Raw genomic sequence first — 14,025 nt, forward strand, 5'->3', positions numbered from 1 at the left:
ATGGCCGGCCCGAATCGCCTGAACAGGCATTCGGGCCGCGTGTCGTCGCCGCATTTTTTCTCCCCCGCCCTGCCCCGCGAAACCCGCTCGCACATCGTCACCGCGTACGCCGATTCGTGACTGCGCAGTACAAGTTCTTATGCCGCTTCATCCGTTTATCCGCCGCGCGCCGCGCCGGATACTGCGCACCATCCGGCGCCAGGCGCCCCACTCGATATTTCGCACACACGTATGAATCGATATCCAGGATTGAAGCGCATCGCGCGACCGGCCGTGCTGGCCGCCATTCCACTGGCCGCGCTCGTCGCGTTGTCCGGCTGCCGGTCGGACGACAAGGCGCCGGCCGCGACGCCGAACGTGATCGTCAGCGCGCCCGTCGCGCGCGACGTCAACGACGTCGACGTCTATACGGGCCGCTTCGAAGCGGTCGACACCGTCGACGTGCGCCCGCGCGTGAGCGGTTATCTCGACAAGGTCGCGTTCCAGGACGGCGCGACCGTCCGCAAGGGCGACCTGCTGTTCGTCATCGACCCGCGCCCGTATCAAGCGGCCGTCACGGCCGCGCAAGGCACGCTCGAACGCGCGCAGTCGCAACTGAAGCTGAGCCGGCAGGATTTCGAACGCGCCAGCATCCTGATCAGGACGGACACGATCGCGCAGAGCCTCTACGACCAGCGCAGGCAGGCCGTGCAAAGCGCGCAGGCCGAGGTGACGAGCGCGCAAGGTGCGCTCGAACGCGCGCGGCTCGACCTGTCGTTCACGCGCATCGTCGCGCCGATGTCCGGCCGTATCAGCCGCAAGCGCGTCAGCGAGGGCAACCTCGTGAAAGGCGGCGACAGCGACGCGACCGTGCTGACGACGATCGTGTCGCAGGACCCGATCGACATCTACTTCGATGTCGACGAGGAAAGCTACCTGCGCTATACGCGCGAGGCGCAAAAAAGCGGCGGCAGCGCGTCGTCGCGGCAGGTCGCGATCGCGCTGCCGGGCGATGCGCAGCCGTCGCTGACGGGCACGATGGATTTCGTCGACAACCGCCTCGACGACTCGACCGGCACGCTGCGGCAACGCGCGCGCGTCGCGAATCCGGACCGGCGCCTGAGCCCCGGCCAGTTCGGCCGCGTCTATCTGTCGAGCCGCGTCGCGCATCACGCGCTGCTCGTGCCGGATGCGGCCGTCGCGACCGATGCGACGCGCCGCGTGCTGTATTTCGTCGACGCGAACGGCACCGTCGCGATTCGCCCCGTGACGCCCGGCCGCCTGTACGGCAACCTGCGCGAAATCGATGCGGGGCTGAACGCGGGCGACCGCGTGATCGTCGACGGCTTCCAGCGCGTGCAGGCCGGCGACAAGGTCAAGGCCGTGCCGCGCGCGATCGAAGCCGCCACGTTGGCCCGCGCGGCGAGCGGCACGACCGGGAGCGCGCAATGAACCTCGGCCGTCTGTCCGTCCAGCAACCGGTGCTCGCGATCGTCCTGTCCATCGTGCTGACCATCGCCGGTGCGCTGGCCTATTTCTCGCTCGCGGTGTCCGAGTATCCGGACATCGCGCCGCCGACCGTCGTGATCCAGGCGACCTATCCGGGCGCGTCCGCGGAAACGGTGTCGCAAACCGTGTCGACGCCGATCGAACTCGAAGTGAACGGCGTGGAAGACATGCTGTACATGTACAGCCAGGCGACGTCCGACGGCAGCCTGAACATCACCGTGACGTTCAAGCCCGGCACCGACGTCGACAAGGCGCAGGTGCTCGTGCAGAACCGCGTCGCGCTCGCGACGCCGCGCCTGCCCGAGCCCGCGCAGCGCAGCGGCGTATCGGTGCGCAAGTCGTCGCCGACGCAGCTCGGCACGATCTTCCTGTACTCGCCGGACCAGCGCTACGATCCGCTGTACGTGTCGAACTACGCGATCCGCAACGTCGCGGACGTGCTGAAGCGGATCGAAGGCGTCGGCGACATCAACCCGCTCGGCGCGCGCGAATACTCGATGCGCATCTGGCTCGATCCCGAGCGCGTCGCGTCGTTCGGCCTGAGCCCCGGCGACCTGATCGCCGCGGTGCGGGCGCAGAACACGCAGCTCGCGGGCGGCGTGGTCGCGCAGGCGCCGATCACGAACCAGGCGTTCCAGCCGAACCTGATCTTCGAAGGGCGGCTCAAGCGCCCCGAGGATTTCAGCGACATCGTCGTCAAGCAGGGCAAGGACGGGCGGCTCGTGCGGCTGAAGGATGTCGCGCGCGTCGAGGTCGGCGCACTCGCGTATGCGACCGACAGCTACATGCTGCGCCACCCGACGATCGCGTTGCAGGTGCTGCAGCAGCCCGGCGCGAACGCGGTCGCGACGATGGATGCGGTCGAGAAGAAGATGGCCGAACTGGCCAGGGACTTCCCGAAGGGCATCGTCTACAACATCGGCTACAACCCGACCGCCTTCATCGGCGACAGCATCCACGAACTCGTCAAGACCATCTACGAAGCCGTCGTGCTCGTCGTGTTCGTCGTGCTGCTGTTCCTGCAGGGCTGGCGGCCGTCGATCATCCCGATCCTGTCGATTCCGGTGTCGCTCGTCGGCACGTTCGCGGCGATGGCCGCGCTCGGCTACTCGATCAACAACCTGACGCTGTTCGGCCTCGTGCTCGCGGTGGGGATCGTCGTCGACAACGCGATCGTCGTGGTCGAGAACGTCGAGCGGCACCTGTCGGCCGGCGCCGGGCCGCGCGACGCGACGCTGCTGACGATGAAGGAAGTCGGCGGCGCGCTGTTCGCGATCACGCTCGTGCTGTGCGCGGTGTTCGTGCCGACCTCGTTCATTCCGGGCATCTCGGGCCAGTTCTTCCGCCAGTTCGGCGTGACGATCGCCGTGTCGACCGCGATCTCGTTCTTCACGTCGGTGACGCTCGCGCCCGCACTCTCCGCGATGATGCTGAAAGCGCACGCCCGCGATCACGACGTGCCCGCACCGGCATCGCGCATGGCCGCGCCGTTCGCGCCGGCGATGCGCGTCGCGCGGCGCTTCTCGAACGCGTTCAACCGCGTGTTCCAGCGCCTGTCCGATGCGTATGGCCGGCTCGTCAGGAAGGTCGTGCGGATCATCCCGGCGATGGGCGCGCTGTACGTGGTGCTGATCGCCGCGACCGGCTACCTGCTCGTGTCGAGCCCGAAGGGCTTCATTCCCGCGCAGGACCGCGGCTACCTCGTCGTGCTCGTGCGGATGCCCGACGGCGCGACGCTCGAACGCACAAGCGCCGTCGCGCGCAAGATCGAGGACATCGCGCTGTCGGTGCCCGGTGTCGCACGCGTGCCGGTGTTCTCCGGCGTGAACGCTGCGACCGGCACGAACTCGGCGAACAGCGCCGGCCTGTTCCCGGTGTTCCAGCCCTGGCCCGAACGCAAGGCGCGCGGCCTGACGATCGACACGATTGCCGCCGAGATGCGCAAGCGGCTCGCGGCCGTCACCGAGGCGTCGATCGTCGTCGCGATGCCGCCGCCGGTGCAGGGCCTCGGCAGCACGGGCGGTTTCGCGATGCGGCTCGAAGACCGCAACGGCCTCGGCACCGCCGCGCTCGCGAAGGCGACGCAGGATCTGGTGGCGGCCGCGAACCGCACGCCCGGCATGGTCGGCGTCTATACGCCCTACTCCGCGACGAGCCCGCAGGTGCACGTCGAGCTCGACCGCGAAAAGGCCGAGATGCTCGGCGTGCCGAGCCAGGCCATCAACGATGCGGTCGAGACGTATTTCGGCTCGACCTACATCAACGACTTCAACATCGTCGGGCGCACCTATCGCGTGACCGCGCAGGCCGACCTGCCGTTCCGCGTCGGCGCTTCCGATCTCGCGCGGCTGAAGGTGCGCAACCGCGACGGCGAGATGGTGCCGATCGGCAGCGTCACGCGCATCGACGACACGCTCGGCGTCGATCGCGCGCCGCGCTACAACCTGTATCCGGCCACCGAGATCAACGGCGATACGGCACCGGGCCTCGGTTCCGGCTTCGCGATCAAGACGATGGAATCGCTCGCGAAACAGGTGCTGCCGCCCGGCATTTCGTTCGAATGGACCGATCTGTCGTATCAGCAGACGACGGCCGGCAACACGGGGCTGCTCGTGTTCCCGCTGTGCGTGCTGCTCGTCTACCTGGTGCTCGCCGCGCAGTACGGCAGCTGGAGCCTGCCCGTGTCGATCCTGCTGATCGTGCCGATGTGCCTGCTCGCCGCATCGCTCGGCGTGCGCGCGCTCGGCCAGGACGTGAACATCCTCACGCAGATCGGCTTCATCGTGCTGGTCGGGCTCGCCGCGAAGAACGCGATCCTGATCGTCGAGGTCGCGCGGCAGCTGGAGGCCGACGGCACCGAACTCGTCGAGGCCGTCGTCGAAGCCTGCGTGCAGCGGCTGCGCCCGATCGTGATGACGTCGCTCGCGTTCATCCTCGGCGTGCTGCCGCTCGTGATCTCCGACGGCGCCGGCGCGGAAATGCGCCAGGCGGTCGGCGCGGCCGTGTTCTTCGGGATGATCGGCGTGACATTCTTCGGGCTGCTGTTTACGCCCGTGTTCTATGTGATGGTTCGCCGGCTCGCGTTGCGCAAGGCCGCTGTCGCGACCGTCGCGACGGAGGTGGTGCAATGAAGTTCGTTCGACTCGTGGCCGCGCTGTCCGCGGCGGCCGTCCTGACCGCGTGCACGAGCGCGCCGGTCGCCACCGTCACGCCGCCGCCGCTGGCCGCGACCTATGCGAACGCGGATCTCGCGGCCGGCGGCCCGGCCGCCGACACCGGCGCGTGGTGGCACACTTTCCACGACCCGATCCTCGACGGGCTGGTCGACACGGCGCTCGCGAACAACCTCGACCTGCAGGCTGCCGTCGCACGCATCGACGCGGCGCGCGCGGTGCGGATCGGCGCGGCGTCGCAGTGGTTCCCTTCGGTCGACCTGAACGTGGGCGCCGGCCGCCAGCGGCTCTCCGCCTCGCAGGCATTCCCGACCGATACGCCGACGACCGGCAACGCGTTCGACCTGAATGCGAGCCTCGCGTGGGAAATCGACATCTTCGGGCGCATCCGCCAGGGCGTGTCGGCCGCCGATGCGGATATCGCGTCCGCGCAGAACGATGCGGCGGCCGTGCGGATCGCGACGATCGACGAAACCGTGCGCACCTACGTGACGGTGCGCGGGCTCGAGCAGCGGCTCGCGCTGGTCGAGGCCAACGCGTCGAGCCAGCGCAGCACCGAGGAATCGACGCGGCGCCTGTTCGACGCAGGCGTCGTGCCGGTGGCCGACGTGGACCGCGCCGCCGCACAGACGGAAACGACGCTGGCCGAGCTGCCCGCGCTGCAACTTCAGCGGCAGGCCGCGATCCACCGGCTGTCGATCATCACCGCGTCCACGCCGCAGGCCATCTACGCGCGCGTCGATCCGCCCGCGCCGGAACCGGTGTGGACAGCCGCCGCGCCGGGCGTCGGCACACCGGCCGACTTGCTGCGCCGCCGGCCCGACGTGCGCGCGGCCGAGGCGCGCGTTGTCGCCGCCTATGCACGGATCGGCGTGGCGGAGGCCGACCTGAAGCCGCACCTGCAACTGATCGGTGTGCTCGGTGCGGCGATCGACGGCTTCTCGGGCGCGACGCTCGCGCGGTCGCTCGCCTGGATGGCCAGCGCCGGCGCGAGCGCGCCGCTGTTCGACGGCGGGCGCCGGCGCAGCGTCGTCGCGTTGCGCCGCGCGCAGGCCGCACAGGCGGTCGCCGCGTATCGCTCGACGGTGCTGACGGCCGTCGGCGACGTCGAGACGTCGATTGCCGCCACCGCCCGCGATCACAGCCGGACCGAGCGCCTCGAACGCGCGGTGTCGAACGCGCGCCGCGCCTATACGCAGATCAACCGGTCGTGGCGCAGCGGCGAATCGGCGTTCATCGATACGCTGGAGGTGCAGCGTTCGTTGCTCGCGGCCGAGGATTCGCTCGCGCAGGCGCGCACCGAGGAAATGCTCGGCCGGGTCAGGCTGATGACTGCGCTGGGGCAGTAGGCGCGCGGTTCAGGTTCGACCGCTGCCGCGCATCGGTCGATACGCAAAGGGCGGCGGGTTCGATGTGATTCGAACCCGCCGCCCTTTTGCATGTTGCTTGGCCGGCTGCGTGCGGTACCGGCTCAGTCGATGTCGCCGCCTTCCTTCAACTGCGCGCTCAAGTAGTCGAGAAAACTGACGATGCGCGACGACAACGTCGCGTTCCGATAGAACACCGCGTGAATCGGCTGGCGAAACTCGACGGTATCGTCGACGAGCAGTTCGACGAGGCTGCCGTCGCGGCGATGCGTGCCCGTCATGTAGTCGGCCAGGCACACGATGCCGGCGCCACTGAGCGCGAGCGTCAGCAGCGTCTCGCCGCTCGACGCCTGCAGCGCCGGATGAATCCGGTACACGCCGCCGTCGGCGGTATGCAACGGCCAGTGGTTCAGCGTTTCCGGCTGCACGAAGCCGAGCAGCGCATGGTTCGCGAGATCGGCGACGCTCGTCGGCACGCCGGCTTTCTCCAGATAGGCCGGGCTCGCCAGGATGCGCAGCCGGCTGCTGCCGAGCCGGCGCGCATGCAGCGTCGAATCGCGCAGCTCGCCGATCCGGATCGCCACGTCGGTGCGCTGTTCGAGCAGGTCGATGATCTCGTCGCTCGTATGGAGTTCGGCCGTGATCGCCGGATAGGCTTCGCGGAAGCCGGGCATCATCGGCGCGATCACGTGCTGCATGAACGGCATCGCCGCGTTGATCCGCAAGCGCCCGGACGGCGTCTCGCGCTGGCTGACGATCTGTTCCTCGGCAAATTCGACCGACGCGATGATGTCGCGCGCGTAGTCGAGAAAAAGCTTGCCCTCGTCGGTCAATTCGAGGCGGCGCGTCGTGCGGCGGATCAGCGTCGTGTCGAGCTTCTCCTCGAGGCGCCTCAGGATCCGGCTCATCACCGAGGTCGGCTGATGCAGCTTGTCGGCCGCACCCGTCAGCGAACCGGTATCGGCGATGGTCACGAACGCGAGCATCTCGTCGAGGGTCGTCTTCATGGTCGGCAGTCTTCCGCAGTTTCAGAAACCGCCACGATAGTGCCGCCGCGCCGCTTTGATAAGCCGGCGCGCGCGCGAATCACAGTTGATTTCGATTCAATGATTCGCGACGAATATGGTCCGAACAATCCGGCATGAAGCCGGAGGCCACATACGCAAACGCGCCCGGGCGGGCGCGCTTTTCGTCAGACAAGGCAACGCCGTGTCAGGCCGCGACGGGCATCTCGTCGCGAATCCAGTCGAGCATCGCGCCGTGCGTCGGCGCCCACCCGAGTTCCTGCCGCGCGCGCAACGCCTTCACGCGGCTGTTCGACGCGAGCGAGTAATGCGCGCGCGAATGGCCGAGCGCCTGCGCCGCATCCGCGATGTCCCATTCGACGATGGACGGCAGGCCGAGCCGCTCGCCGAGCGCATGGCCGATTTCCGCGAACGACGCTTCGCCGTTTTCCGCGAAGTAGAACGCACCGGGCGGCGCGGCATCGATCGCGCGCAAATACAGATCGGCGACATCGGCGACGTGCACGTTCGACCAGCGGTTCAGCCCCTTGCCGATCACGCGCGCCGCGCCGGCATCGCGCGCGATCGCCGCGAGCAGCGGCAGTTGCGCGCTGTCGCGGCGGATGCCGAGGCCGTTGCCGTAGATCATGCTGTTGCAGATCACGGCCGAACGGATGCCAAGATTGGCCGACGACATCACGAGCCGGTCGATCGCGCGGCGCTCGGCCTTCGCGGGTTTGACGACGGGCGTCGTCTCGTCGAATACGGGGGCATCGCCATGCGCGCCCTGTGCGTCGTCCGCGATCACGCTGGTGCCGCTCGTATGCACGAACGTCTTGCCCGAGCCGCTCAGCGCGCCGATGATCGCCTCGACGGCCTCGCGGTGATCGCTGCTCGCCGCGTTGACGACGCAGTCCGCGTCGCGCGCGAACGCATGCAGCAGCGCCGAGTCGTCGAGCGTGCCGACGACCGGCATGATGCCGGCCGCCGCGAGTTTCGCGGCGTTGTCGCCGTCGCGCGTCAAGCCGGTGACGACGTGCCCCGCCGAGACGAGCCGCGCGGCCACCGAGCCGCCGATGTAGCCGCTCGCGCCCGTCACGAATATTCTGATGCCTTTCATCTGCTGCTCCGAGAGCGAGACAGCCGGTACGGCAGACGTCTCGCGAAATGTCGTGCGTCGCAGTATCGGCGGCCGGCGTTGCACGCGGAAGGGCGGCGTCGCGAAAACAGTTTTGAGCGCAACGGGATGATCGGCCGCGTCAGACGAACCCCTCGTCGACCAGCGTGCAGCCGTCCGCGGTGATCTCGTGCCGCTGGCCCGAGCCGCCGGCCACGCGGCTCCAGCTTTCGGACACGAGCATCGCCGCATCGCCGTCCGTGTGCAGCGCATAGCCGAATCCGCCATACATGCCCGGCACCGCGAACCACATGCGTTCGGCCTGCGCGTCGAGTTCGAGTAGCGGCTCGAGTTCGGGCAGGCGCAGCGCGTCGACACGCAAATGTGCGATGCGGCCGAGCATCATCGCGTGGAAATGGCGCTGGATGGCGAACAGCGTGGCGTCGGGTACGAAGCGTCGCGGCTGCGGCGCCAGCAGGTCGACCAGATGCCGATGCCCGCGCCGCCCGGCGATATCGACCGGGCGCTCGCCGTGGGCATCGCGCAGCATGCGCCACGCACCGAGCCGCAACAGTTCGGCGGCGACCTCCTTCGGTGCGCCGCCGCGGGCGGCCTGATGCAGCGGCGCACGAAGCGACGTGCCGCCGAGCCGGGTCGCGTTGACGAGCGCACGCTCCTTCGCGACGAGCGCGAGCATCGTCGCCCAGTCGCCGTTCCTGGCCGCGTCGGCCAGCGCGTGCCGGGTCGCGACCTGCGCGTCGCCGAGCACGTCGGCGCCCGTGATGCCGTCCCATGTGATGCTCAACCGGATCTCCTCGTGTGTCGCGTTCGCGTGACCGCGTCGATCGCCCATCATAAGCGTTCGTCGCGGCTGCGCGATCGCGCGGTGCTGCGTCGGGCCGGGATTCCCCGGCGTCCGATCCGGCCGCTGCCCGCACAGGCGCGTCGATCTGCGATGATGTCGGGCGCGAGGCCACGCATCGCGATCGCCTCGCACGGGCGCGCCACACGCGCACCCGATCCATCCACCCCGACGAAGCATGCTCATCATGATCGACGTTTCCTCCATCACCGACGCGTTCGCCCCGGGCGGCGAGCCGACGCAGTACCGCGTATCGCCCGAGAAACTGATTTCCGGCGATCCGCTGCACACGCTCACCCCCGGCTTCGCGAGTCCGTGCGGCCGCTTCTCGACCGGCATCTGGGAAAGCACGCCAGGCTGCTGGCACGTCGCGTACACCGAAGCGGAATACTGCGAGATCCTCGAAGGCACGTCGGTGATCACCGACCTCGAAGGCAACCGGAAGACCCTGCGCGCCGGCCATCGTTTCGTGATTCCGCCGGGCTTTCGCGGCACGTGGGAAGTCGTCGAACGCACACGGAAGATCTTCGTCGCGTACGACGAGCAGCCGCCCGAATGAGCGGCGGGCGGGCGCGATCGATGCGGCATTGCACGACAGGTCGGCGATCCGCCAGCCGCGCGGCATCGCCGCCGTGTGCCATCGTTCGTCCGGGTTCGTCGCGACCGCATCGGTCGCCTTCCCGACAGCTCGGCACGCCGGCCGTGCGGCACGACCGGCCCGCCGGCTGAAACGTTACCGCCGGCCGTCGAGCGCCCCGAGAATCCCGTACGCGGCCTTCACGCGGTCCTCGTTCGGAAAGCTGCGGTTCGCGAGCATCACGATCGCGATCCGCTTCGACGGGACGAACGCGACATAGGTGCTGAAGCCGTTGGTCGAGCCCGTCTTGTTGATCCACGTATCCGCGCTCGGCGCGAGCGGCGGCTTGATCGCGGAGGCCGGCAACCCGTCGCGCAGCATCTTCATCGAGTTGCCTTCGAGCAGCGTCGGCAGCGCGACCGGATACGGATACTGTTCCCAGATCAGGTCCTGCGTCAGCGGCCCCGCGCGGAAATAGCCGGTGTGGGTGCGTTCGAGCGCGCGCTGCAGGCGCGGCGCGGTTTCGATCAGCCCCATGTTCGCCTGCACGAAGCGCAGCAGGTCGGCCGCCGTGGTCCGCACGCCGTAGGCCGGCTGCCACAGCATGCCGCCCGTCATCCGGATCGGCTTGCCGTCCTGCGTATAACCCTGTGCGTAGTCGGCCCGACGTGCTTCCGGCACGTTGATGTACGTGTGCGTCATGCCGAGCGCGGGAAAGAGCCGCTGCTCCATCAGCACCGCGAAATCCTTGTGCATCGCCTTCGCGGTGAGCCACCCGAGCATGCCGACCGACACGTTCGAATACGTCCGGTATGTACCCGGCGCGTGCGCGGGCCGCCACGCGTCGAGATAGCGGATCAGCCCCGCGTCGTCGCGGATGCTGTCCGGCACCTGCACCGGCATGCCGCCGGACGTGTGCGTACCGAGATCGAGCAGCGTCACGACGCCGAACGGCTTGCCCTGCATGGCAGGCAGGTACTTGCCGACCGGATCGGCCAGCGACAGTTCGCCGCCCTCCTGCGCGTCGGCCGCGAGCGTCGCGGTCAGCGTCTTGCTGACCGAGCCGATTTCGAACAGCGTGTCGCCGGTGACGGGCTTGCCGGTTTGCGTCGACATCACGCCGTAGTCGAACACGTAGGGCTTGCCGTCGGCGACGACGCCGACCGCCATGCCGGGAATCGCGTACTGCTTCATCAGCGGCGCGATGTGACGGGTCACGGTGTCGTGGAGGTCGTCCGGGGTAGCGGCGGCCGCGCGGCCGGCCGTGGCGGTGACGCACGCGGCGACGAGCAGGGTCGCGGCGAAGCGTGTCGCGTTGAATCGCATGGTTGCGGTTCCTTCGATTTGCGATGGTTGCGTGGACAACAGATCCGGTCGCGCCATGCGGAAATCGCAGCGGCCGGCCTGCCGAAGCAGGACTATCCGCTGTAAGCCGTCCGTCAACAATCGACGTTATGTTGATCGAGCCTAAAGAAAAACTTATGGGATTGGCGAAGGCGTGGATGACCGCTGCCGTCGTCGCGGCGTGCTCGATGGTTTGCGGGGAACGTCGGGCAGCACCGTCAAGTGCACTGCCACGAACGCGACACGTCGGTGACGTTGCCGTACAAGCGAGTCACGGCGCCGACAACACGAGGCTCGAGCACGTCACCCCGGCAACCGGTCCAGAAACGCCAGGATCGCCGCGTTGAACCGCGCGGGCCGCTGCAGCGGCGCGAAATGGCTCACGCCGGGCAGGATCGTCAGCGTCGCGCCCGGGATCGTACGCGCGAGGTACGCGGCATGCTCGGGCCGGATGAATTCGTCATGCTCGCCCAGCACGATCGTGACCGGCACGGCGATCGCCGCGAGATCCTCCGCGCTGTAATCCGGTTGCGTGCGCATCATTTCGCTGACGGCCGCGACGAATGCATCGAACTCGCCCGGTGTCGCGGAAAGCGCCGCATAGTCCTTGCGATGCCGCGCGAAGCAGCGGTCGAGCAGCGGGCCCGGCACGATCTCCTTCGTGCCGCCCGGATCCATGTTGCATGCGAAGAAGAACACGCCGGCCGCACGTTCCGGCGCGCGATCGGCCAGCACGAGTGCGATGCACGCGCCGTCGCTCCAGCCGACGAAGCGCGCACGGTCGACGTGCAGCGCATCGAGCACCGCGAGCACGTCCGACGCCATGCGTTCGTAGGAATAGGGTTGCGCGTCTCGCGTGCTGCGGCCGTGGCCGCGGCTGTCGATCACGATCGCGCGGTAGCCGGCCGCGAGCAGCGCCGGCACCTGGTTGCCCCAGTTGCCGCCGTGGCCGAGGCCGCCGTGCAGCAGCACGACCGGCGGGCCGTGGCCGAACGACGCGTGCCAGATGCGCGCGCCGTCGTGTTCGAGCCATCCTTGCTCGTCGGCCGCCGGCAGCGGCGTGCCGCCTTGCGCGTCGAAGCGGACGAGGTCGTCGTCATCGAGTTCCGCATGCATCGTTCTGCCGTCCTGTCGAGGGAGACGTGCTTGCGATTGTAATGCGTGCGGCCGACGCGGCCGCATCCGCTCAGGCCTGCGTCGACACCAGCCCGCCCGCCGACGAGCCGCCCGTCTTCTCGACGGCCGCCGCGAGTTGCGCGATCGCGGTCGCCAGCGCCCCCGCGATCGCACCGGCTTCCGCGCTCAGCGACTGCTGTTCGACCGCCGCGGCCGGGTCGTCCTTCGCGCGCTGCGCCGCGCTCGCCATCTGGCGCTCGATCGTGGCCAGTTGCTTCTGCAACCGGTCGATCAACGCTTTCAGCTGCGCGACCGCCGGATCGTCGGACGACGCGCCCGATGCGCCGAGCGTTTCGCCGGTGGCACCGGTCGAACCTTGCGCACCGGACGTGCCTGCCGTACTCGTCGTACCCGTCGCGCCCGCGGCATTCGTCGCGCCATCGGTGGATGACGTCGCGGCGGGCGCGGCCGACGAAGCGTTCGCGCCCGGACTCGCGTCCGCCAGCGAGGTGCGCGTGGTCGTGGAGAAATCGATCTGCATCGTGTCGGTCCCTGTGTCGGTAAACGAATCGTGGCTGGGGGGCAAAATTGCCTTCCAATTCGTTTACGGCATTCGTCACACGAAACTTGAGTATCGGGGCCCGACCGATTTGGCTGAAGATCGCCGGTTTTAGTCGCGAAAGGGCCAGATTCGCGGCGCCGCAGCGCTGATAAAATCGCGGCTTCGCCGGCGGAAGTCGCGCGCCCGCTGCCCCGGGGCGCGAGCGCGCAACGCCGCCGGTATCGACTCCCGCCCTTCCGGGCGCGGCACGCGACACGTGCCGACGCCGCGGTCGCGGCTGCGCGGGTCGCTTTTTCCGTTCGCCTGCGTGCCCCGCTCGCCGCTTCAAGCGGCGAACGCCGTCCGGCGCGCGCTCACTTCATCACGCATTCGAGGAACACACGATGGCCCGCATCGGCGCCTTCTGCATCACGACGTGGCTTGCCGCCGCGATTCTCTACTTCGGCCAGCATTCCGTCGCGATGATCGTGTTGAGCGGTGTCGTCGTGTTCGGCGGATTCGACCTGCTGCGTCCGTAAGCGCGCAGGGCCACGCGGCCGCGCCCGGTCGCGACGGCCGGCACGACTGTGATAGCCTCTCCCGCACCGTCTGTCACGCGCACGCCTCGTCGGCAACCAGGAGAACGGAATTTGAATCATGGTTCGAACCGCCACCCGGCCGCCCTCGCCTGCAAGGTGTGTTCGGCCCGCGCCCCCATCTGCGGGCTGGTCGATTTCTCGCGCTGCGGCGCCGACTTCATTGCCGGGAAGAAAGTCGACCCGTATGCGGGCGTGCCGGTCTACTACCATGCTTGCGAGCAATGCGGCTTCACGTGGGCGCCCATGTTCGACAGCTGGACCCACGACGATTTCGCGCAGCATGTCTATAACGCCGACTATGCGCGCCACGATCCCGAGTATCTCGAGGTCCGTCCGCAGCAGCATGCCGACCTGATCTGCACCAGTTTCGCGGAAATGCGGGAAGGCCGGATTCTCGATTTCGGCTCGGGGCTGGGCTTGCTGGAACGGAAACTGGCGTCGCGCGGCTTCACGGACGTAACGTCGTACGATCCGTTCTCGCACCCGGTTCCGCCCGAAGGCACGTTCGACACGATCCTGTCGTTCGAGGTGTTCGAGCATCATCCGGCGCCGTTCGACCTCTTCGACCAGATCATGCGTTACCGGAAACGCGACGGCGCGCTGCTGTTCCAGACGTCGCTGATCAGCCGGGAGATCATCGAGCGCGGCATCGAGCAGTGGTGGTACTGCGTGCCGCGCAACGGGCACATCTCGTTTCACACGCCGCAGTCCCTGACGCTGCTTGCCCAACGCCACGGGCTCGAATACGGCGCGTTCAGTCCCGAGCTGCACGTCGTCTTCGATCGGGCGGCGACACCGCGCTGGCTCGACAGGTTTCTCAAGCCGTAACGGCGTGCC

General features: G+C 68.5%; 12 protein-coding genes. 6 read left to right on the forward strand and 6 right to left on the reverse strand.

Annotated features, from left to right (window positions below):
• Positions 1-231 precede the first annotated feature (231 nt).
• From ACTJLD_RS29120 to ACTJLD_RS29130, 3 genes are read left to right on the forward strand one after another with little or no spacing between them, the layout of a single operon-like run.
• Positions 232-1,431: an efflux RND transporter periplasmic adaptor subunit gene (locus ACTJLD_RS29120; protein ID WP_440660242.1), complete on the forward strand. Its 1,200-nt coding sequence runs from the start codon at positions 232-234 to the stop codon at positions 1,429-1,431.
• Entirely contained in the window at positions 1,428-4,619 is a 3,192-nt protein-coding gene (locus tag ACTJLD_RS29125) for an efflux RND transporter permease subunit (RefSeq protein WP_440660244.1), read from the forward strand. The genes ACTJLD_RS29120 and ACTJLD_RS29125 overlap by 4 nt, the downstream gene beginning before the upstream one ends.
• The gene (locus tag ACTJLD_RS29130) at positions 4,616-6,010 is read left to right on the forward strand and encodes an efflux transporter outer membrane subunit (protein WP_440660245.1); all 1,395 of its coding nucleotides are present in this window, start codon (positions 4,616-4,618) and stop codon (positions 6,008-6,010) included. Before ACTJLD_RS29125 ends, ACTJLD_RS29130 begins: the two co-directional genes overlap by 4 nt.
• A 122-nt stretch (positions 6,011-6,132) precedes the next feature.
• On the opposite strand, the gene ACTJLD_RS29135 is transcribed toward ACTJLD_RS29130, so the two are convergent.
• The 3 genes from ACTJLD_RS29135 to ACTJLD_RS29145 all read right to left on the reverse strand — a co-directional run bounded on the left by ACTJLD_RS29135 (position 6,133) and on the right by ACTJLD_RS29145 (position 8,954).
• The gene (locus tag ACTJLD_RS29135) at positions 6,133-7,035 is read right to left on the reverse strand and encodes a LysR substrate-binding domain-containing protein (RefSeq protein ID WP_027792102.1); all 903 of its coding nucleotides are present in this window, start codon (positions 7,033-7,035) and stop codon (positions 6,133-6,135) included.
• Positions 7,036-7,240: 205 nt separating this feature from the next.
• On the reverse strand, positions 7,241-8,152 hold the full coding sequence (locus ACTJLD_RS29140) for an NAD-dependent epimerase/dehydratase family protein (protein WP_440660247.1): 912 nt from the start codon (positions 8,150-8,152) through the stop codon (positions 7,241-7,243).
• Positions 8,153-8,291: 139 nt separating this feature from the next.
• Entirely contained in the window at positions 8,292-8,954 is a 663-nt protein-coding gene (locus ACTJLD_RS29145; RefSeq protein ID WP_440660248.1) for an ankyrin repeat domain-containing protein, read from the reverse strand.
• A 244-nt stretch (positions 8,955-9,198) separates the two neighbouring features.
• On the opposite strand from ACTJLD_RS29145, the gene ACTJLD_RS29150 reads away from it, so the two are divergent.
• Positions 9,199-9,570, forward strand: a complete 372-nt coding sequence (locus ACTJLD_RS29150; RefSeq protein ID WP_021163834.1) for a cupin domain-containing protein — start codon at positions 9,199-9,201, stop codon at positions 9,568-9,570.
• A gap of 174 nt (positions 9,571-9,744) precedes the next feature.
• On the opposite strand, the gene ampC is transcribed toward ACTJLD_RS29150, so the two are convergent.
• From ampC to ACTJLD_RS29165, 3 genes are all read right to left on the reverse strand, one after another.
• The gene (ampC, locus tag ACTJLD_RS29155) at positions 9,745-10,914 is read right to left on the reverse strand and encodes a class C beta-lactamase (protein WP_440660250.1); all 1,170 of its coding nucleotides are present in this window, start codon (positions 10,912-10,914) and stop codon (positions 9,745-9,747) included.
• A 321-nt stretch (positions 10,915-11,235) separates the two neighbouring features.
• Positions 11,236-12,048, reverse strand: a complete 813-nt coding sequence (locus ACTJLD_RS29160) for an alpha/beta fold hydrolase (RefSeq protein ID WP_440660252.1) — start codon at positions 12,046-12,048, stop codon at positions 11,236-11,238.
• Positions 12,049-12,118: 70 nt separating this feature from the next.
• Positions 12,119-12,589: a hypothetical protein gene (locus ACTJLD_RS29165; protein WP_059682918.1), complete on the reverse strand. Its 471-nt coding sequence runs from the start codon at positions 12,587-12,589 to the stop codon at positions 12,119-12,121.
• Between the two features lie 404 nt (positions 12,590-12,993).
• Here ACTJLD_RS29165 and ACTJLD_RS29170 point away from each other — a divergent pair, with 404 nt between their 5' ends.
• Together ACTJLD_RS29170 and ACTJLD_RS29175 are read left to right on the forward strand one after the other, a co-directional pair.
• On the forward strand, positions 12,994-13,128 hold the full coding sequence (locus tag ACTJLD_RS29170; protein WP_006767081.1) for a hypothetical protein: 135 nt from the start codon (positions 12,994-12,996) through the stop codon (positions 13,126-13,128).
• Positions 13,129-13,239: 111 nt separating this feature from the next.
• Positions 13,240-14,016, forward strand: a complete 777-nt coding sequence (locus tag ACTJLD_RS29175; RefSeq protein ID WP_060147466.1) for a class I SAM-dependent methyltransferase — start codon at positions 13,240-13,242, stop codon at positions 14,014-14,016.
• Positions 14,017-14,025 lie beyond the last annotated feature (9 nt).

Origin of the sequence: Burkholderia sp. 22088 (genome assembly GCF_052045915.1) — a bacterium.
GTDB classification, from domain to species: Bacteria; Pseudomonadota; Gammaproteobacteria; order Burkholderiales; family Burkholderiaceae; genus Burkholderia; species Burkholderia cepacia.